The sequence below is a fragment of the Nostoc sp. LEGE 06077 genome (genome assembly GCF_015207705.1).
Lineage (GTDB): Bacteria > Cyanobacteriota > Cyanobacteriia > Cyanobacteriales > Nostocaceae > Nostoc_B.
In genome coordinates, this window is sequence record NZ_JADEWI010000010.1 from 111984 (window position 1) to 130290 (window position 18307).

Consider the following 18307-nt stretch of genomic DNA (forward strand, 5'->3'; position numbering starts at 1 on the left):
ACCCAGCTTGAAGACTACTCAGATCTTGTAGTAGCCAATCCTCTAATCAATTCCCTGATCACATCTGTTGCTGGTCTCCCTGTTTGGTCACAATATTTTTCTAAGCTTTTGGCTTCGTTTAATGCCAGGTTGATGGTTATTCGCTTGACCGCCCATTTTTTATTCATGCTATAAATCTGGTTGTATTAGATGAAACTACAGAAATTTTCATTTATTTCAGACCATCCTCTAGCTTTTGTCTCTACGCTTGTACGCTCTTTAAAAGAGAGAGAGTGATTTACCTAAAATAAAAAATAGCTAAAAAAGTATGCCTTTGCTTTCATCAGCTATCTTCAGAAATCATCAAAGATGTTTATTTATCTTGCTAAGAGACGAAGCATATTGCCTCCGCATCACTTTTCAAAGACGCTCTAAAGTTTCTCCAGTTTCTGTTTTCTCTGGTATTTAGATCAATCAGGGTCTAAATTTCTTACTGAGAATATTACCACTCAAGTCAAGCATCAGCCAAATATGATGTTATGACCAGATATTTTGAAAATTAGCACAATGATGTAAGTAATGATTTCGATGAAGGTGATTAAAATTGACAAAATAGTCCAGAAGTAGAAGATTAAGTGCAAAATGAGGGTTATAGATAGTCCAAACTCCTTTCTATTGCATCTTTGCTAACTCCCACAATCTTTTAAGGCTGTGTTTCCTTCATTACAAGTTTATGTGTGATAAAGTTTAGTTAAGTTTTTATTATTAATTAATAAACAATTTATTAAATAATTTGATTTAAAATCTCCCTGGTATAAGTACCAGGGAGATTTTAAATGACTAATGAATGCAAACAGAACAAGCGTCGCGTCAAGATTAAGCTTCCAGATAGGCAAACAAAGTTAAATCTGGTACATTAAACTCGGAAAAATTCCCGAAAGATGCTACGAAAACAAGAAGAAAAAACTTGGGAAGAGTTGATGATGTGTGAGTAATTTTTAAATTTTGCTTTTTAAAACTCCTATTTCTTGTTGGATTGGCAAAACATCCAAAATATCAGTTTGGGAACAATATTTCAGGTCTTCATGACATTCCAGGCGTAACAGGCGTTTGCCATGACTAGCATGATGGAATAATCCCAATAAATTATCTTGCCACTGTGTGTAAAGAGCGATCGCCCCAATTAATTCATCATTACCAGCTAATTCATTTGCTGACACCTGGGATTGTGCAACGATACTATGGGCGATCGCACCAGCACAAACTGTATCTTCTAAGGCAAAACTTCCTTCCCAACCAGAACCAACAATCCAGACTGTTTCTGGTTGTTTTTCTAAAAGATACTGTACTGTTGCGGCTCGGTTGATCAAAGCTGCGGCTAGGACAGCCGGAGAGTTTTGCACCCGTTGTAAAGCACGAGTCCCATTTGTCGTACTGATGAACAGGCGACGACCCTGCACCAAATCTGATGTACAGTCTAGGGGAGAGTTACCGAGTTCAAAGCCAGTAACTTTGGCTCCGCCACGTTCTCCGGCTCTTAAACGTTTTTCTGCTGGCCATTGTTCGCTAACTTCTACGAGCTTGGTTAAATCGCTGAATACTTGTACTGCTTCGCCACCAGCCGCTAAGACTGTGGCAATTGTGCTAGTGGCTCGCAAGACATCAACTGCGATCGCGCAGTCGGGGATTTCATCCTTGGGAGTTAATTCTGGAGTATGGTATAAGAATAACTTCACGCGCTGGATACACCTGCTCTAAATATTATTGTCGAGATACATTCTAATTTGTGTGAATAGTCATAATGACAATTCAAGCAATAGGAATTTCTAGAGGTGATAGCAAGATTCAGGCCAATGAGGGCAGAAAACCTTGACTTTAACTGTTACTTAACTGTTGTTTAAGATGGCGTATGGCGGCGCTGGTGTTGCGTTGATAGGCAATTTGCACACACTGGGCGATGGCGCTGGGCAAATCAAATTCTGGAAAATAGCGACTCTGGGTTTGCATTGGGTAATCGGTTCCCTGCAATTGGTAAATCAATAACTGCTGTTTTTTAAATAGCCAAACTTCTGGAACACGATAAGGCAGATAATCTTCCACGTCGGAATAACTAGTGACATCAATTTCAATCACCAAATCAGGCGGGGGATCTTGTTTCCAGTCAATTCGCTTTTTACCTGAGACGGCTTGCCAATTATCAATATAAAAACAATAGTCAGGCTCAATACCACTTTCTTCGGGTAGCGCCATAGTCACGGGGGTAAACGCATCATATTCCCTGCCATCGTGATCTAACAGAGCCTTCACAATATCTGCTACTAAATTGGCATCTCGTCCATGTACAGGCAAAGGTGACATGAGTAATACTTCTCCATCACGATATTTAATGCGAGGAATTGAGCCATCTCCCCGTTGTTCACAGAGGCGCTGATACTCTGGCCAAGTAGCAGGTAGGCGCACCACAGAACCAGCAGGTAATTGAATTTTGTCATAGGAGACTAGGGCATACATAATTGCAGATCCTTTGAGTGGTAGTGAAGGGCAATGATTATGAAGATTTGAGATGGTATTTTTAAAGGTGCGATCGCTTAGTTGATTTAATTTAATCAAATATCCCAGTAACAGGGGATTTATAATAACCTTACCTTGGTTAATCAAGAGGGGAATTTTGCAGCAAATCTGCCAATCTAAACTCTAGGATCTAAAATCGACATGGCACCTTTACCCGATTACCGCCCAAAACAACTGTCTGTAGGCCCCTTAGAAGCAGAAATTTTAAATATTGTCTGGGAACTTGGTTCTGCGACAGTTAAAGATGTACACGATCGCATTTTGGCTGATCCTAACCGAGAATTGGCTTATACTTCTGTCACCACAGTGCTGCGGCGACTCACAGAAAAAGGTTGGCTGGCCTGCGATAAACAAGGACGAGCTTTTTATTGGCGACCATTGTTGAGTAAGCAACAAGCTCAAGTCATTAAAGCTCATGATCAATTACAACGATTTTTAGCGGTGGGTAATCCTGATGTCATCGCCGCTTTTGCCGATAGTCTGGATGAAAATGCGAGTCAGCAAATAGAAGCGATCGCCAAGCGCATTCAAGCTGCACGTCAAGCCAGGGAGGAACAATAATGCATCTAATCATGATTTTGACTGCGGTGACAGTCTCTTGGATATTGAGATGCTCTTGGGTAATTACCCCAGGTAATTGGAACGTGCGGTGGCGGAAAGCTCTATTTATCTTTCTATTTCCCCCGCTGTTGCTATTTATGACAGCGATCGCCCTGCTATGTATGGGGCCACAAGGTAAAATGGGTGGAACCTATACAGGCGGCTGGTTGAGCTATGACTTAGCATTTATTGCTTTGGGCTATTTTGCCTTTTTGGCTATTAAACTCACTTTCCAAGGTTGGCAATCTGTCGAATCTGCCCGTAATTCTCCCTTAGTCAATCTGGATGGTAACTTAGTCCGACTACTCAACACACCCGCATTGTTCGCTGGTCAGATTGGTTTTTGGCAACCAGAACTAGTAATTAGTCAAGGATTGCTCCAAACTCTTTCACCTGCTCATGTAGAAAGTGTCTTAGCACATGAGCAAGGACATCATTTTTACCGTGATACATTTTGGTTTTTCTGGCTGGGTTGGGTGCGTTCTTGCACCACTTGGCTACCGAATACAGATGAGTTGTGGCAAGAGTTACTTGTGTTAAGAGAACTGCGTGCCGATAGTTACGCTGTATCTCAAGTAGATCCATTGCTGTTAGCAGAATCGCTAGTGTTGGTTGTTAGCCAAACTTCTGTCTTACCAGAATCTGAGGTTTGCTGTGCGGCGTTGGGTACTGCTGTAGGCGATCGCCTGGAACAAAGAATAGATGCCTTACTCGCACCACCAGAACCTGCACCAACCATTAACTGGCAATCTTGGCAAGGATTTCTGTTGGCGTTTATACCTTTACTAACTGTGTTATTCCACACCTGATAACTCGTTAATGTCGTTATTTGTGATTTTTGCTTACCACCAGACAAAGTTTGTGTGGCGAACTAATAGAAAGTTGTCGATAAGCTTTTGTGCTTACAAGTTGCACAATTGAAAATTTGGGTAAAAACTTCCAGTTCTCTCCCCTGCTCCTCTGCTCCCCTACCCCCTTGCGGTCTCAACAAGCAAGCTTTTGTGATTATTAGCTTATCGCCTGACCAAAATTTACTCAGGCTCAGATAAACATAATTTTTTGATTGATAAATTTTTTGGAGACTTGGCATTACCAAGTCTCTATTCGTCTGTATCTCTTGAAAGACCACCATTTCAAACTAGAGGAGGATGTAAGTGATACTCTAGTTTTATAGTGTCTTAAGTAGTGTTGCGTAAAATAGGAGCATATACTCATGCATATATTAATGCAGGCGGCAGATTCAGTAGCAACAGGCGGAGGTAATTTTCCCTTTGCTTTTACATTGGTCTATGTAGTAGGCTTTATTGCTGCTGTCACCATTGGTTCTATTGCTTGGTACAATTCTAAACGCCCAGTGGGTTGGGAAAGCAAAGACCGTCCAGACTTTGTACCCAAGGTAGAAAAAGAAGAAACTCCGGGTCTAGGTGAACCGAAGTCATAATAAGTCAATAGTCAACAGTCAAAGGTCAATGCTCAAAGTTTTAGAGTTGGGAATCTAGACTTTTGACTTTTGACTCTGGACTATAGTGTTAATTTTGAACGTCGACCCAACGGCGATAAAGCTTTTGAATTTGTTTAAGCAACGTATTATGAACTGGTTGTTGAGCAGAATTATCTTGCTCGGCTAAATCCTGAAGTTGTGTCAGGAGTCTAGCTTCTTCGGTTGCGACTTCACCATCGCTATAAATTAAGCCGCTAATGGCTTCAATTAGACTTTCGCAATCTTCCAAGCTAGGGCGATCGCCCAGATATTCTTTCACCCAGGCGTAACATTCTTTTGGTTGCACGGGTACTAATTCGTACAACCAAGGCTTAATCTCTGGATCGCTTGCTAAACCTTTTGCTTGGGCAATTTCGCGGAGATACTGTCGTTCTTCTGGCTGAATTATCCCATCAATCCAAGCGGCTCCAATCAAGATTTTAACTAAGTTCTTTACATTGGAATCAGTAACCATTGTTGCCTCCTGTGGTAGATTGGGGCTTCCATCAAATCGTACAATCCCCAGCAGTAATCACCCTGAATTATTAGTTTTTCTTAAGCGCACCATAAAAAAGCCATCCATATCCCAAAGATGAGGCCAGACTTTGAGCCAACCTTGAGGTGCAGCATAAACTGAATAGGGTGAACTCTCATCCAAAGGCTCAATCCGCCATTCCGAGTTTTCAGCCAAAAATCCCGAAATTACCGCTTCATTTTCGGCTAGATGCAGTGTACAGGTGGCATAAACTAATAAACCACCGTTTTTGACAAAATTTGATGTATGTGAGAGTAATTCCGTTTGCAGCAGTGAGAGTTCTTGGATAGATTCTGGTGTTTGTCGCCAACGTGCATCGGCGTGACGATGTAAGGTTCCTAAACCAGAACATGGTGCATCTAGCAATACGCGATCGCCAATATTGTAAAATTGCGGCAAGTTACGACTGTCGCCAGTACAAATTTCAATTGAGTGCAAATTGAGTCGCCGCGCATTTTCTTGGAGTTTTCGCAGTCGGGAAGTAGTGCGATCGCACGCCCAAATTTTACCTTGATCCTGCATTAATTCGGCTATGTGCGTTGTTTTTCCCCCTGGGGCTGCACAGGTATCAATCACCACCTCACCCGGTTGAGGATCGAGTAAATGACTCACCAGTTGGGCGCTTGCATCTTGGACAACCCAGTAACCTTCGGTAAACCCAGGTAAATTTTGTATGCCTCCGGGACTGCTAGTTAACCGTAAGGCTTGGGGTAAATGGGGGATTCTTTGCGTGGAAATTCCCGCCGATGCTAAGGCTGTTTCTACTTGTTCTAAATTAGTGCGGAGTGGGTTGATGCGTAAATCGATTGTCGGGGTTTGGTTCATCCATGCACAAAGTTGTTCAGTTTCCGCCAAACCAATTTGGTCTAACCAAACTTGAATTATCCAGTCGGGGAAACTATGTAAAATCCCCAAACGTTCTACAGGATTTTCTGGTAATTTCAAAGGTTCAGGAGATTTTTCGGTCAGACGGAGGTACTGGCGTAACAAACCATTGACAAAACCAGTGAGTCCAGAAAAACCATTTTCCTTAGCGAGTTCCACTGTTGTATTCACCGCCGCCGAGGGGGGAATGCGTTCTTGGTAGCGCAGTTGGTAAAAACCTAGATGCAGAATAGTACGCAGTTCTGGGGGTTGTTGGTGAGATTTTTTCGTGGCGAGTTGGTCAATGAGTGCATCGAGGGTGCGTAATCTGCGGACACTACCATAAACTAATTCTGTCGCTAGACGGCGATCGCTATCTGGCAATTTAAATTTTCGCAACACTCTATCTAGGGCAACATCAGCATAAGCCCCTTTGTGAACATCTCGCAAAGCAATAAAAGCTATTTGGCGGGGGTTAGTCATAAGTTTTCATCTACCCCCGTTGACTTGGCAGGGCTGTATTATTCTATCAGTATGGTGGTAAGGGCAAACGGCCGTTCGCCCTCAATATAGCTGCGGTATACACACAAGCGGGACAGGTTCAACCACATCCCGCCTTGAACTAAAGTTACAGGCTCATAGCCAAAGTCTACTTTAGTAGACTGGAATCAATTTCTTTTTGAGTCCTCTTGAGAGGACTTCCGCTATTAGACTCGGAATAAATTCCGAGGCGGGACGATGCACTCAACCCAGATTTATGTGTACACCATAGCCTTGGCAAGGGGAGGGTGCGCGACAGCGCGGGTGGGGTGTATTTCATCTGCCTGAGAATTGCTATACTTCATCAGTAGTATAATTGCCTTTACCTCATAACAACTATCAAGAGCTATGAGGGTCGACACTGCCAATTTCAAACTCACAAGCTCTAGAAACTAACTCTGGAGGTAATTTATCAAAGCTGACTAGTGGTAAATGAGAAGAGTCGTTGATTAATTCTTTAGCTAATAAGAAACCAGCAATTGTCCAGGTTTGATACTTCCTAGCTTGTTTGCCAATTAGTCTACCTTTTTTACCATCATAATATTCTGGCCATTCATCTTCACCAATCCGTGCTTCCGCAATTTCAATTGCTTTTCTAGCCAAATGGACTTTACCAGTTTTAATCGCTGCTGCTGTCAACATCCACATTAAGACAGGCCAACTACCAGCATTATGATAAGACCAAGGTATATTTTTGGGGTCACATCCAGTCACAATTCTATACTCTTCATGTTCTAAAGCTGGGAAACAGATTTTCATTGGCATATCTCCCACCAAATCGTCCCATCTTTCATCAATGAGATTCATGATTGCTTGTGACTGTTCTTCTGTAGCTAGATCAGAAATAATTGCCATCAAGTTACCCAAGGCAAAAAAGCGAGTGTCCAGCTGTGATGGCCCAACATTACCTGCTAAATAACCACCTTTTCTGGATAGCCATTTATCTAATTCATAATAGGGAATAGAGTCTACATAGATATTAAATAGATTAACTGCCGCTTTGCCATACTCTTCACTTTTGAAGCGATAAATGGCATTTAAGCGATTAATATCTATCCAATAATGCTGACGGATATGGGCGCATAAAAGTGGTAAACGATTATCAATTGCGGCCACAATATCTTGATTGCCTTTACAAATTAGTAATTCCCGCGATGCCCGCAGTGCTGTGTAGAATAAAACTTGGATTTCTAGAGGATGACCATATATACCCATGCGACGGTCAATCATACAAGCACCGTCGGGAACTAACAGTGTTGGGTACATATCAAAACGATTCGCCAAACAAATTTCCATAATCAAGCGAATGCCATTTTGAAATTCTGGCTGATAGGCTATGGAAAAATCTTTTGTCGCTACAACATAAGCACGTAATAAAATAATCCACCAGAGACAAGAATCCACAGGTGTAACTCTGGCGATCGCGTGTTCACCAAAATCTGCTTCTAAATATTCTTCGCCATTATCTAATACAACTTTGAAGCTGGCTGGAATTAAACCTCTCCCCGGTTTATAGGCATCTAATTGCCTTTCTTTTGGTTGTAACTTTAACGTTTCTTCCAAAAAGTTGCGAACAATATCTGTTCTACCTTTAGCGAGAAAAATTAATGCTGAAGAGACAAAATCTCGAATAAAACACTGGTCATAATTGAGTGCTTCTACAGATTCATCATAAGCTGCTACTGTGCCAATCGGTCGTCCCTGATAGTAGAGAATCGATTTTTCTAGTGCTTCCCATGCTGCTTTTTCTGTATTTTCATCTGTTAATAAATTCTCTATTTGCATTGCCTAAAAAACTCCATGCAGGTTGTATGTTCGTAGTAAATGCGCCTTATTGTCTAATTTTCTGCCATCCTCATCATAACAAAGAGAATTTATATAACCGCAGAAATAGTATCTTCTTCAAGCCAATATTTATGATTGTAACTAACAGTTTTTCAGCAATTACAACGTTAATTATTTTGCTGGAATTTGATAATGCTTTTGGTGAATTCCATTTATAATTTTCTCACCTCTAGCAAGAAAGTTAATACTGAAAATAATTAGACAAGATATATTATCTGATTAAGTAATGTTCTGTTTTTCTGCTAGAACCAGTTATATCAATCAAACTATATCTCGCAACCTATTTAAATGCTATATCCAGCTTAAATAGTTTTCAGTATAATTACGTATAGTAATTATGTTTTGGAAACTAAAATTTTAATTTTCCCCTATAGACTAATAATTTATAACCTTTTTTGAGAATGTGCAAGATAAATTGCTATAAAATTTGAGAAGTCAATACCTCAAAAGAAGTATAAACACCTGACTATAGTGAGATTTTTTAATTAAAAAAGCCCCATAAATTGCTAAAAATTGAGTATTTTTCCTTAAAATTTCTATTAGTAGTTAAATATACTGTAGCAATAATACTGTCATTCCCATGTGATAGATTTTGAGTAACTTTTGAGTTTAGATGAGCAACAGTTGCTACTCAAAATCAACACTGAAAACTAGGTTTTTAGCAGTTTATGCTTACAACCAATATTTGTATGCAGCATAAGCCATAGTTACCACTCCCGTTAAAATTGCTGACTCATCAACTTCAAATTCGGGATGGTGTAATGGGTGATTGATCATTCTATCTTTGTAACCTACACCCAAGCGAAACATCGAGCCAGGAACGTGTTCTAAATAAACAGAAAAATCTTCCGCACCGAGAGAAGGTTCGGGTAAAACTTGGACGCGATCGCTACTCCAGGCTTCTTCTGCTACTGATTGCAATAATTGTGTTAAAGAATAATCATTTTGGACGCTGGGGACACCTTCACGGTAATTAACTTGGTACTTTGCGCCATAAGCATGACAGACATTTGCCACAATATTTTCAATCCAATGGGGGAGATTGGCGCGGGTTTCGGGATGAAGCGATCGCACTGTTCCCCACAACTGCACTTGATCAGCAATTACATTGGGCGCTCTACCACCCTGAATTTTCCCAATACTCAACACTACCGGACGCAAAGGATTCTGAGTCCGGCTAATGGCTTGTTGTAAAGCAGTAATAACTTGAGAAGCAATCCAAATCGCGTCAATTGCTTCATGGGGACGTGCGCCGTGTCCAGATTCACCAATAATCGTAATCTCTAAATCATCCGCCGCAGCTGTCAACGCCCCGTAACGGATACCAATCGAACCTGCGGGTATAGAAGGAAAAACGTGAACTCCTAAAATAGCAGAAACATTCTCCATTGCCTGATCTTGCACCATCCAGTGCGCTCCTTGGGCAATTTCCTCGGCTGCTTGAAATAAAAAGCGTACCTTACCGCCCAATTCATCAGCGACTTGAGACAATACCATTGCTGTACCTAACCCGACGGTGGTATGAACATCATGACCACAAGCGTGCATTACGCCCTCATTCCGGGAAGCATATTCTAAACCTGTACGTTCTTGGATGGGTAAAGCATCCATGTCCGTCCGAATAGCTAATAAACGATGATCAGCACCTGTACCCTGCACTTCCCCAATCACACCAGTTTTACCCACACCTTCTTGCACATGGAGACCACTAGACGACAGAACCCCAGCTACAAAAGCAGCTGTTTGGTACTCTTGACCGCTTAGTTCTGGATGAGAGTGCAGATGACGGCGAATTTCAACTAACCGAGGCGCTAGTTTTGTGGCTATATCTTTAATACGGGATAGCATCAATCAATTTTAGTTCAGAGCTTTGTTCCCATGATAAAGAACTGTCCCTGAACAAAATGTTCTTTATCAAAGGGAACAGGGAACAAGGAATAGGGAACAGTAGACAAGAATTTAAACCATCTCCACTTCCAACTCCCGGTTGGTGAGCGAACTTGTACTGAGCGCAGTCGAAGTAGCCGAACCACCACGCCCTATTTCTTACTTTCCACGTCCTCTGACTGGGTATAACAAGTTGTACCCCGAATATTGTCACCTGTAAATTTATTACATTGCTTGGGAATTACACGCTCAGATGACCACCAGTAAGGCTTATCAGAAGTGACGTTACCAACGGGTAAGGTAGTTAGTCGGAAGTTTGCCCCCCGAAAATTGGTTAAATATAACTTTGCACCAGAAAGATTTGTCGCTGTCAAATTAGCACCGATAAAACCGGTAAAAGATAAATCAGTATTTTCTAAGGATGCTGATGTTAAATTTGTACCTGTTAAAGATGCTCCTGCGAGATTAGCAGATTTTAGCACTGCACCTTCAAGATTTGCGCCAGTCAAATCTGCATTCGAGAGATTCGTCTGAGATAAATTTGCGCCCTTTAAATTAGCCCCGCGCAAGTTTGCACCAGCTAAATTAGCTTGAGTTAGGTCAACACCACTCAAATCACACCTCGGACAAACACCAGATTTTTTTAACTGTTCTAGGTCTTGCGGGTTCAGCCCCAAGGCTTTTTCTGTTAGCCCCGTACAAACTAGTAGAGCAACAAGGCTGGCTATCTGGAGTTTCATAATTTTTACGGATATTCTGATGGGTGATAAGTTAAGCGTAGAGTTACTGCCATACTTAACATATACACATATACCGCTGACTCAGCAAATCCTAGCAATGAAGTGGTGATGAAGAAGCTATAAAAATAGTATAAATTCTGATTTTTAGACTACACAAAACCAAATTTAGGTTTTAAAATCGAATCGTAAGGAACTATACAGAACTCATTATAGACTATCAAATATCTGATCCCCCCAGCTAGATGAACAAAGTAGCTGGGGGGATCTTGTTTTAGGCATTTATACCATCAGGACTTACGCAGGAACGTTAGTTTTGGGGTAAGGGGTGTAAAGATTTTGAACCTCTCTACCTCTGCACCCCTGCAAACGCAATGAGTTAACGCCATCCCAAAAAGCGTAGTCCTGGAACAATTAAGTAGTGACTGACTCCTAGCCAAAAGCTCATGAAGATGGCGACCAAGGCAAACAAAGCCAAGGGTAGACCCAACTCTGACCACAGTGCTTGAGGCGAAAAGTGAAAGACTGCGGCGGGAAAACCCACAATGAATAAGCCGGAAAAAATCAGGGCTGTGCCAAAGGCGGCAACTAGGGCATAAACTATGTGATGGCTGCGAAACCCAAAGCTGAGGGATAACAAAAATATAGAAACAGCAATCATGGCGACTAAACCATCACTGCTTTGTTTTGGGGAAATGAGTTGCCAAAATAACCAACCAAATCCATAGCTGATTATACCCATGATCGAGGCGACTAAGAATCGCCGCCGTTGACTAAAACATCCAGATAATGTCAGTCCCCAGGCGGTTCCTAAGCCAGCACTGACAAATACTAAAATGTCTGCACCAAAGTTAGTTTGAGAATGGGGAATTAATTCTGGTAGTTGACCTAAGATTAATTCCACAATGCGATCGCCTAAAATTGTCCGGTAAGCGATAAAAAAACCGATAATTGTCCCCAAACAAGCGCCTAAGCTAGATAGCAGCATTGCCCAAATTATCGCCAAACAAGCTTGAATAATGTTGAACAAAGCTTTGGCGATGAACAAAATTGTTTTACCAATAGCTTGGAGAAAATCGGCAAAGGCTCGTTCAATGGCTTGAAAGAGAAGTACAAAGTAATTGCTGGGAGTTGCGTTTTGTCGTTGCGAAAATAATCCTGGCTTGGCAGGTTTGTTAATTTTTGCTAATCGTTTGAGAATGATGGCTGCATTAGTTGGACGCAACTTTACGTCTTCTTTTACCATCTCATCAAGTAAATCGGCAAACTGTGAGTTTACGTTCACGCGATTCCGCCAACGCAATTCCCCTGTTTGCATATCTTCCAATTCTGGCGGATATTTACCTGTGAGTAATTCAATCATTGTTCGGCCGAGGGCGTAAAAATCAGCCGCAGGCCCCACATTCCCCCCAGTTACTTGTTCTGGCGGACTGTAACCAGAAGAAAATAACCGAGTGGAACTCGACGCTCGACGCTGCATTGCGGCGTTAATTTGTTTGACACCACCAAAATCAATTAATACTAGTTGTTCCCACCCAGTTCTAGCTTGTGTCGGCGGTGCGGTTGAGGCTGGTATCCGCAACATTAAATTAGAAGGTTTAATATCGCGGTGAATAATTTGGCATTTGTGCAATTCTTGTAAAATTTTGACAGCTTGAGTGAACCAGTTGAGTACCAAATTCTCTGGACATCCTTGAGGATAGTTATTCAGTATTTCATCCAGAGTCGGCCCGTTAATTTTTTCCATCACCAAACAAGCTAATTGGCGCGGTTTCGGACTAGTCAAATTTATCTGAAACAAACCATCAGCTTCAACTCTGGGAACACCGGGATGCTGCAAACTAATTAAAACTGCGGCTTCTTGTGTAAACAATTCCTGAGCTTTTGGTGACTCTTCCACCAAAACTTTTAGTACCTTTTCTGCTTGAGTTTTTTCATCCCACACTGTATAAATTTGGGCAAAACCACCTGAACCCAATGGTTCCAGGGGGACATAGCGGTCTAGCAGCTGTAGCAATGCGCCACAGCTGTTACAAAATTTGTTTCCCCAAGGTTGGGGGTAGGGACGTTGACAATCAGGATTTATGCAGTGAACCGCCCTTTGGGGGATATGGGACACAACCGCTACAATACAAACGCTGAGTTGATTTTAACCTATGTTAAGGAGGCAGGAGGACGAAGGCAGGAGGCAGGAGGAAATCTTCGTAAATAAATTTAGGGGATTTAACAAGGCCAACACTTCATACTTCACACTTCATACTTTCTAACTGTATCCATCCCAAGCAATGGGGAATGTGTAATCAGAAAATAGGGGAAAATTTTGATTGTCGCTGCGGGTTTCTTCATCCAAAACATTAACAACTTTGTTATAAATATCTTCTGCTTGTTGGGGAGAATCACCAATGCTGGTTAATCCTAATTTGCCAAATTGAGAGAGACATCCCATTAAATGAAAGACGGTACCTGTTTCCGTGCCACTATCAAAGTGCAATCTGTGATGAGCAATAATGTCCATTAAATCGTTAGGTAATAATCCTCGATAGCGGTCTTTTTGCAGGTTATCAGTGGCAATGTAGTATTTAGGACGACCTTGCTGACTATAAAATAATCCGGTGGAAAGGTCGTACCGGCCATTAGTTAATAATTTTAAGGTCATAAAAGGATGGGTCGTGCCACCTTTCCGCAAGTTAATTTCGATCGCCTGAATATCCCAATTATTATCACCTTGGTCTACGGTAATAAAATCAACGCCAAATCTTTCCAGTGCGCCTTTTTCTGCCAGTTTTCTGCCTACTTTTAAGCCTAATTGCTGTAATTGTAGGCGATAGCTTTCATCGGCGGGAAAGCGACACCCCAGATAAATTTGACCGTCTGGCCCTCCAAGAATTTGGTCGTGGGTAGAGAGAATTTCGACTTCGCCGTTCGGTGTGATGCGCCCTTGAACACTGGGAGATAGCTTAATTTCTCCTTCGACAAATGCTTCGACAATTGCGCCTAATTCAGTTATTCGTCCCGAAAAATTTGCCCAAGTTTCTTGTTTGGCTTGAAAGCGCAAGGTGGAAAAGCGATCGCTAATTGCTGCTATTCTTTGCTCACTAGTAGCTTTCCCTGGTGCTAAATTCATCATTGGTCTTAAATCTAGCAGGGCGTTGCCTTCTCCAGAAATACCTTCGTTGAGTTTTACTACCATCCGTTTTAATGTTGGTTGGCGTTCCCATAAATCACTAGCTGCTTTTGCCAATTCTTGCTCAGTCCAGACTCTTGCACTACCATCTGGATGGGGAACTTTGCTTTCGGCAAAAATTTGCCGACTACCACTTTTTGTTCCCCAAATTTGTAAATCTGGTGCGGCTGCATATAACGGCACATTCAATTTTAAAGATAATTCTGCTTCTAAATTTGTCGAGTTGTAGCAGATCATAAATGATTTTTCTAGCCTTAACGCTTGCTGAATTCGATTTAGTAAGCGGGGACGTTCTAAAATTTTTTGGCTCAGTGGTTGCGATGAAGAATCATAAGTAGAAAGCAAAAGTAAGCGATTGCGAGCATGAGAAAAGGGAATGCCGGGCAGCAGTTGTAAATAGTAGTCAATAATACTAGGATGCAGTGGCATTGATGTGATATAAATTAGCCGAGTGCGAGGATTCCGCAACCGCATTAAAGCAAATAACAATCGTTCTTCGTAATGTTCACAACCTTCAATTTTTTGCAGTTCCCGCTGATCAAGACTCAGAGAAGGAACAACCACTATATCTGCTTCACTATTATCGAATAGCTCAATAGTTTTCCAGCGATCGCGCAAAGTTGACTGCAAGTGGCGAAATTGATCAACCTGATCCAATTCCGAAATATTTAAAGTTACCATAATCCTTACCCTATCTTGATCCCCAATAGTGGCATCTTTCTTCGGTATACCGCACAGTTAGTTAGATACACCTGACCCTTCATACTTCTTGACCGTACCAATTTTAGATTTTAGATTGCGTTTTGATTCAGGAAAAATTAAGTGTGCCTGATACTTAAATTATTTGGGCAACATCTCTATATATATCTCTTTATGTATAGAGATGTTGCAGACAAGAGTGTGATACAAGTTACTTGCTAATTCCCTTCTAAAATAAAACAACGGTGTCTGCAAAATTTCTTACTAATTTGTTTGTGTCGGGGGTGGGTAATGAGCCGTCCAATAATTCTTGGGATTGTAGGTGATAGTGCTGCTGGTAAAACAACATTAACTAGGGGGATTGCTCAGGTACTTGGGCCAGAAAATGTCACGCTCATTTGTACAGATGATTACCACCGTTACGATCGCCAGCAACGTGCAGAAATTGGTATTACCGCCTTGCATCCTGACTGCAACCATCTAGATATTATGCAGCAGCACCTGTCTCTACTCCGCACAGGACAACCAATTCTCAAGCCTGTTTACAGCCACAAAACTGGGTCTTTTGAGCCGCCAATGTACATTAAGCCCAATAAATTTGTGATTATTGAAGGCTTACTTGGCTATTCTACCCGTGCCGCCCGCGATTGTTATGATGTCAAAGTGTACCTTGCGCCGCCTGAACCATTACGCGCTAAGTGGAAAGTGAAAAGAGACACCCTAAAACGCGGCTACACTCCCGAACAGGTATTGGCAGAATTAGACAAGCGTGAACCAGACTCAGAACAATTTATTCGCCCCCAACGACAATGGTCAGATATTGTCGTGAGTTTTTATCCACAAAAGGCAGAAGACGTGGATGAAACTAATGGTCATCTCAATGTACGTTTAGTCCTGCGTCCGACTATTCCTCATCCCGATTTCACACCAATTATCAATTTGAGTAATGGTGTTTCTGGGTCAGCAATTCGGCTGGGATTAGACCGCGATATGAATAAACCAGTGGATGTCTTGGAAGTTGATGGTCACGCTACCTTAGAACAGGTAAATAAACTCGAACATATTATCTGTTCGGATATGCCCCATTTACGCAGTGTATGCGATCGCGAAAGTAACCCAGAATTAGGCAAAATTGCTGGGACAACTGGAGAAACCTTGCAAAGTTATCCCTTGGCTCTGACCCAGTTAATTATTACCTACCATATGCTCAAAGCGACACAAATTTATCAATAAGAGGAACTGAGAATACCCACGTCTTCAGTCAGGTATTTGCAGAAGCAAATAATTTTTATCGTGGGCTGGAAATATCGTCGCCCAGAGACACGGAGAGGATAATTAGTGAGAAATTTATGCAAAAATCCTCTCAAAATCTCATATCTCTGTGATTCATGTAAAACCTTACGCCGCGCAAAAAATAGGGGTAGGTGTACAACCTGCCCCTATTGTGCGTCCTATGGCTGTAGCTATGGGTTTTAAAGCATCTACTAAATTCACCATGTCTTCTAAAGATAATGCTTGACGGGCATCCGAAACGGATTTTTCTGGTTCTGGGTGACACTCGATAATTAATCCATCTGCACCACAAGCTACGGCGGCTTTGGTTACAGGTGCGACTAATTCTCGTTTCCCCACAGCGTGGGAAGGATCTACAATCACAGGCAAGTGAGTGATTTGTTTGAGGGCGGCGACTGCGCCTAAATCTAAGACGTTGCGGGTGTAATCATCGAAGCTGCGAATACCACGTTCGCACAGCACTACATTGGGATTTCCATGACTGAGGATATATTCAGCAGCCATGACGAATTCTTCTATGGTGGCGGCTAAACCACGTTTGAGCAAAATTGGTTTATCAACTTGTCCCAAGGCTTTGAGTAAATCGAAATTCTGCATATTGCGGCTACCAACTTGCAGCATATCAGCATGGGCGGCGACCACTTCAATTTGGGAAATTGCCATAACTTCTGTAACTACTGGCATATTGTAGAGCGATCGCACTCTGGCTAAAACTTCTAATCCGGCTTCTGCCATTCCCTGGAAAGCGTAAGGCGAGGTGCGAGGCTTGTAAACACCACCCCGTAAGGCTTGCACCGATGAAATTGATAGCTTTTGAGCAACTGTTTCCATTTGTTCTAAGCTTTCAACTGTGCAGGGGCCACCAATAATTACTAATTCTTTGCCACCGAAGGCGACTGTCTCTGAGAGTTTAACAATTGTTTGGTGATCAGGATGGGATTGGGCGGCAAGTTTGGCGTTAACCATTGTTTGATTCTCCGAAAGTATGAAGTCTGAAGTCTAAAGTCTGAAATGAAGAAAGTCTGTCACAAAAAAACCCGGAAACTGATAGTTCCGGGCGCGTTCTGACTGATTGACATGACGCTATTTACCCGGAGTTTGCTCTAGGCCAAAAGTAAAAGCTGTAAAACCAGTTGTTTAAATTAGTCGTCATGCTCGATACTCCTAAAAACAAAAAACCGCAGAGTAGGCTTCTGCGGTTCATCGGGCGGTTTCCAGTCGGAAACGTGACTCACTCCCGGTGAACCGCCTTACGCCAAAAATAAAAGTAGTAATTGTGGCTGAACATATATACTGCGCTGAGATACAAAATTAAATATGTAGCTTCCTTGAGCTTCACAATAACAAAAGCGATCTCTCCCGTCAAGCACCACACAACATCAAAAAAACGATAGACTCATTACAACTCTGGGAATGGAGGCTTGTGGCAGGTTGGTAACTGAAAAATAAGCTAAAGGGCATGAGAATGAGGAGAGTCAGTTCTCACCAGCCCTAACAAGCTTGGTTATGCAACTTTGCACGAACACACATACTTTTGCGGAAAACTCAGTTTTATTATGCCCAGTTCCAAAATCTTCAGCAAACCTTTTGATGCTCATGAAGTTTACCCTTGCCCAGTTTGCCGAGTTGGTAAGATTTCACAGATGCCATTAATGGAGACTATGGCTTGTGATTTCTGTCAAGAGATTTTTACTGTCAATATAGAGCAACAGCAAATAAAAATGCCTTCGCGGCAACCGCCTTTAGTTTGGCGTTGGAATGGCTTTAGTTGGACAGAAGCTCAATTAGAAGGTGTGGAGTTAGGTTGGGGTTATGGAATAGCGGCGATCGCTTTTATATTTATGCCCACAACTTTAATTGGCATCGTTGCTTTCTACTTTCCCCCATCAATTGATTCTCCCCTCAGTTGGATACCATACATCTGGACTATTTTAACTTTTTTGTCACATTTATCTATCATTCTGTGGATTATTGTTGAGGTTTATCAAATTCCTGTTGCAGCATATTTCCGAGCGATGAATCGATGGCGAAATGGAGAAATAGGAAGATGACGGGGATACAGATAAAAAGAGACAATAACCATTGACTATTGA

16 protein-coding genes are annotated in these 18307 nt (G+C 41.9%); 5 read left to right on the forward strand and 11 right to left on the reverse strand.

Annotated elements, in window-relative coordinates:
- Positions 1-14: 14 nt before the first annotated feature.
- The 3 genes from IQ244_RS32420 to IQ244_RS09890 all read right to left on the reverse strand — a co-directional run bounded on the left by IQ244_RS32420 (position 15) and on the right by IQ244_RS09890 (position 2490).
- Positions 15-167, reverse strand: coding sequence for a CopG family transcriptional regulator (locus tag IQ244_RS32420; protein ID WP_228058832.1), 153 nt, complete (start codon positions 165-167; stop codon positions 15-17).
- 810 nt (positions 168-977) lie between these two features.
- A complete protein-coding gene (locus tag IQ244_RS09885) occupies positions 978-1715 on the reverse strand; it encodes a 2-phosphosulfolactate phosphatase family protein (RefSeq protein WP_193892890.1) in 738 nt (245 codons plus the stop codon).
- A 139-nt stretch (positions 1716-1854) separates the two neighbouring features.
- Positions 1855-2490, reverse strand: coding sequence for a Uma2 family endonuclease (locus IQ244_RS09890; protein ID WP_193893020.1), 636 nt, complete (start codon positions 2488-2490; stop codon positions 1855-1857).
- Between the two features lie 201 nt (positions 2491-2691).
- Between IQ244_RS09890 and IQ244_RS09895 the strand changes: the two genes are divergently transcribed.
- The 3 genes from IQ244_RS09895 to psb35 all read left to right on the forward strand — a co-directional run bounded on the left by IQ244_RS09895 (position 2692) and on the right by psb35 (position 4591).
- Positions 2692-3111 (forward strand): BlaI/MecI/CopY family transcriptional regulator, encoded by a 420-nt coding sequence (locus IQ244_RS09895; protein ID WP_193892893.1) that lies wholly within the window; start codon positions 2692-2694, stop codon positions 3109-3111.
- On the forward strand, positions 3111-3959 hold the full coding sequence (locus tag IQ244_RS09900; RefSeq protein WP_193892896.1) for a M56 family metallopeptidase: 849 nt from the start codon (positions 3111-3113) through the stop codon (positions 3957-3959). Before IQ244_RS09895 ends, IQ244_RS09900 begins: the two co-directional genes overlap by 1 nt.
- A gap of 404 nt (positions 3960-4363) precedes the next feature.
- Entirely contained in the window at positions 4364-4591 is a 228-nt protein-coding gene (psb35, locus tag IQ244_RS09905; protein WP_193892899.1) for a photosystem II assembly protein Psb35, read from the forward strand.
- An 88-nt stretch (positions 4592-4679) separates the two neighbouring features.
- Here psb35 and IQ244_RS09910 read toward each other — a convergent pair whose 3' ends face one another.
- The 7 genes from IQ244_RS09910 to IQ244_RS09940 all read right to left on the reverse strand — a co-directional run bounded on the left by IQ244_RS09910 (position 4680) and on the right by IQ244_RS09940 (position 14903).
- The gene (locus IQ244_RS09910) at positions 4680-5105 is read right to left on the reverse strand and encodes a TerB family tellurite resistance protein (RefSeq protein WP_193892902.1); all 426 of its coding nucleotides are present in this window, start codon (positions 5103-5105) and stop codon (positions 4680-4682) included.
- A 57-nt stretch (positions 5106-5162) separates the two neighbouring features.
- A complete protein-coding gene (locus tag IQ244_RS09915) occupies positions 5163-6512 on the reverse strand; it encodes a 16S rRNA (cytosine(967)-C(5))-methyltransferase (protein WP_193892904.1) in 1350 nt (449 codons plus the stop codon).
- Positions 6513-6908: 396 nt separating this feature from the next.
- Positions 6909-8354: a glycoside hydrolase 100 family protein gene (locus tag IQ244_RS09920; RefSeq protein ID WP_193892907.1), complete on the reverse strand. Its 1446-nt coding sequence runs from the start codon at positions 8352-8354 to the stop codon at positions 6909-6911.
- Between the two features lie 732 nt (positions 8355-9086).
- Positions 9087-10262 (reverse strand): M20 family metallopeptidase, encoded by a 1176-nt coding sequence (locus IQ244_RS09925; protein ID WP_193892910.1) that lies wholly within the window; start codon positions 10260-10262, stop codon positions 9087-9089.
- A 191-nt stretch (positions 10263-10453) separates the two neighbouring features.
- Positions 10454-11041 (reverse strand): pentapeptide repeat-containing protein, encoded by a 588-nt coding sequence (locus IQ244_RS09930; protein ID WP_193892913.1) that lies wholly within the window; start codon positions 11039-11041, stop codon positions 10454-10456.
- Positions 11042-11417: 376 nt separating this feature from the next.
- The gene (locus IQ244_RS09935) at positions 11418-13157 is read right to left on the reverse strand and encodes a serine/threonine protein kinase (RefSeq protein WP_193892916.1); all 1740 of its coding nucleotides are present in this window, start codon (positions 13155-13157) and stop codon (positions 11418-11420) included.
- Positions 13158-13301: 144 nt separating this feature from the next.
- Positions 13302-14903: a peptide ligase PGM1-related protein gene (locus IQ244_RS09940; RefSeq protein WP_193892919.1), complete on the reverse strand. Its 1602-nt coding sequence runs from the start codon at positions 14901-14903 to the stop codon at positions 13302-13304.
- Positions 14904-15212: 309 nt separating this feature from the next.
- On the opposite strand from IQ244_RS09940, the gene IQ244_RS09945 reads away from it, so the two are divergent.
- Positions 15213-16154, forward strand: coding sequence for a phosphoribulokinase (locus IQ244_RS09945; RefSeq protein ID WP_193892922.1), 942 nt, complete (start codon positions 15213-15215; stop codon positions 16152-16154).
- 165 nt (positions 16155-16319) lie between these two features.
- On the opposite strand, the gene aroF is transcribed toward IQ244_RS09945, so the two are convergent.
- Positions 16320-17180, reverse strand: a complete 861-nt coding sequence (aroF, locus tag IQ244_RS09950) for a 3-deoxy-7-phosphoheptulonate synthase (RefSeq protein ID WP_193892925.1) — start codon at positions 17178-17180, stop codon at positions 16320-16322.
- Between the two features lie 590 nt (positions 17181-17770).
- Between aroF and IQ244_RS09955 the strand changes: the two genes are divergently transcribed.
- The gene (locus IQ244_RS09955) at positions 17771-18265 is read left to right on the forward strand and encodes a hypothetical protein (protein ID WP_193892928.1); all 495 of its coding nucleotides are present in this window, start codon (positions 17771-17773) and stop codon (positions 18263-18265) included.
- Positions 18266-18307 lie beyond the last annotated feature (42 nt).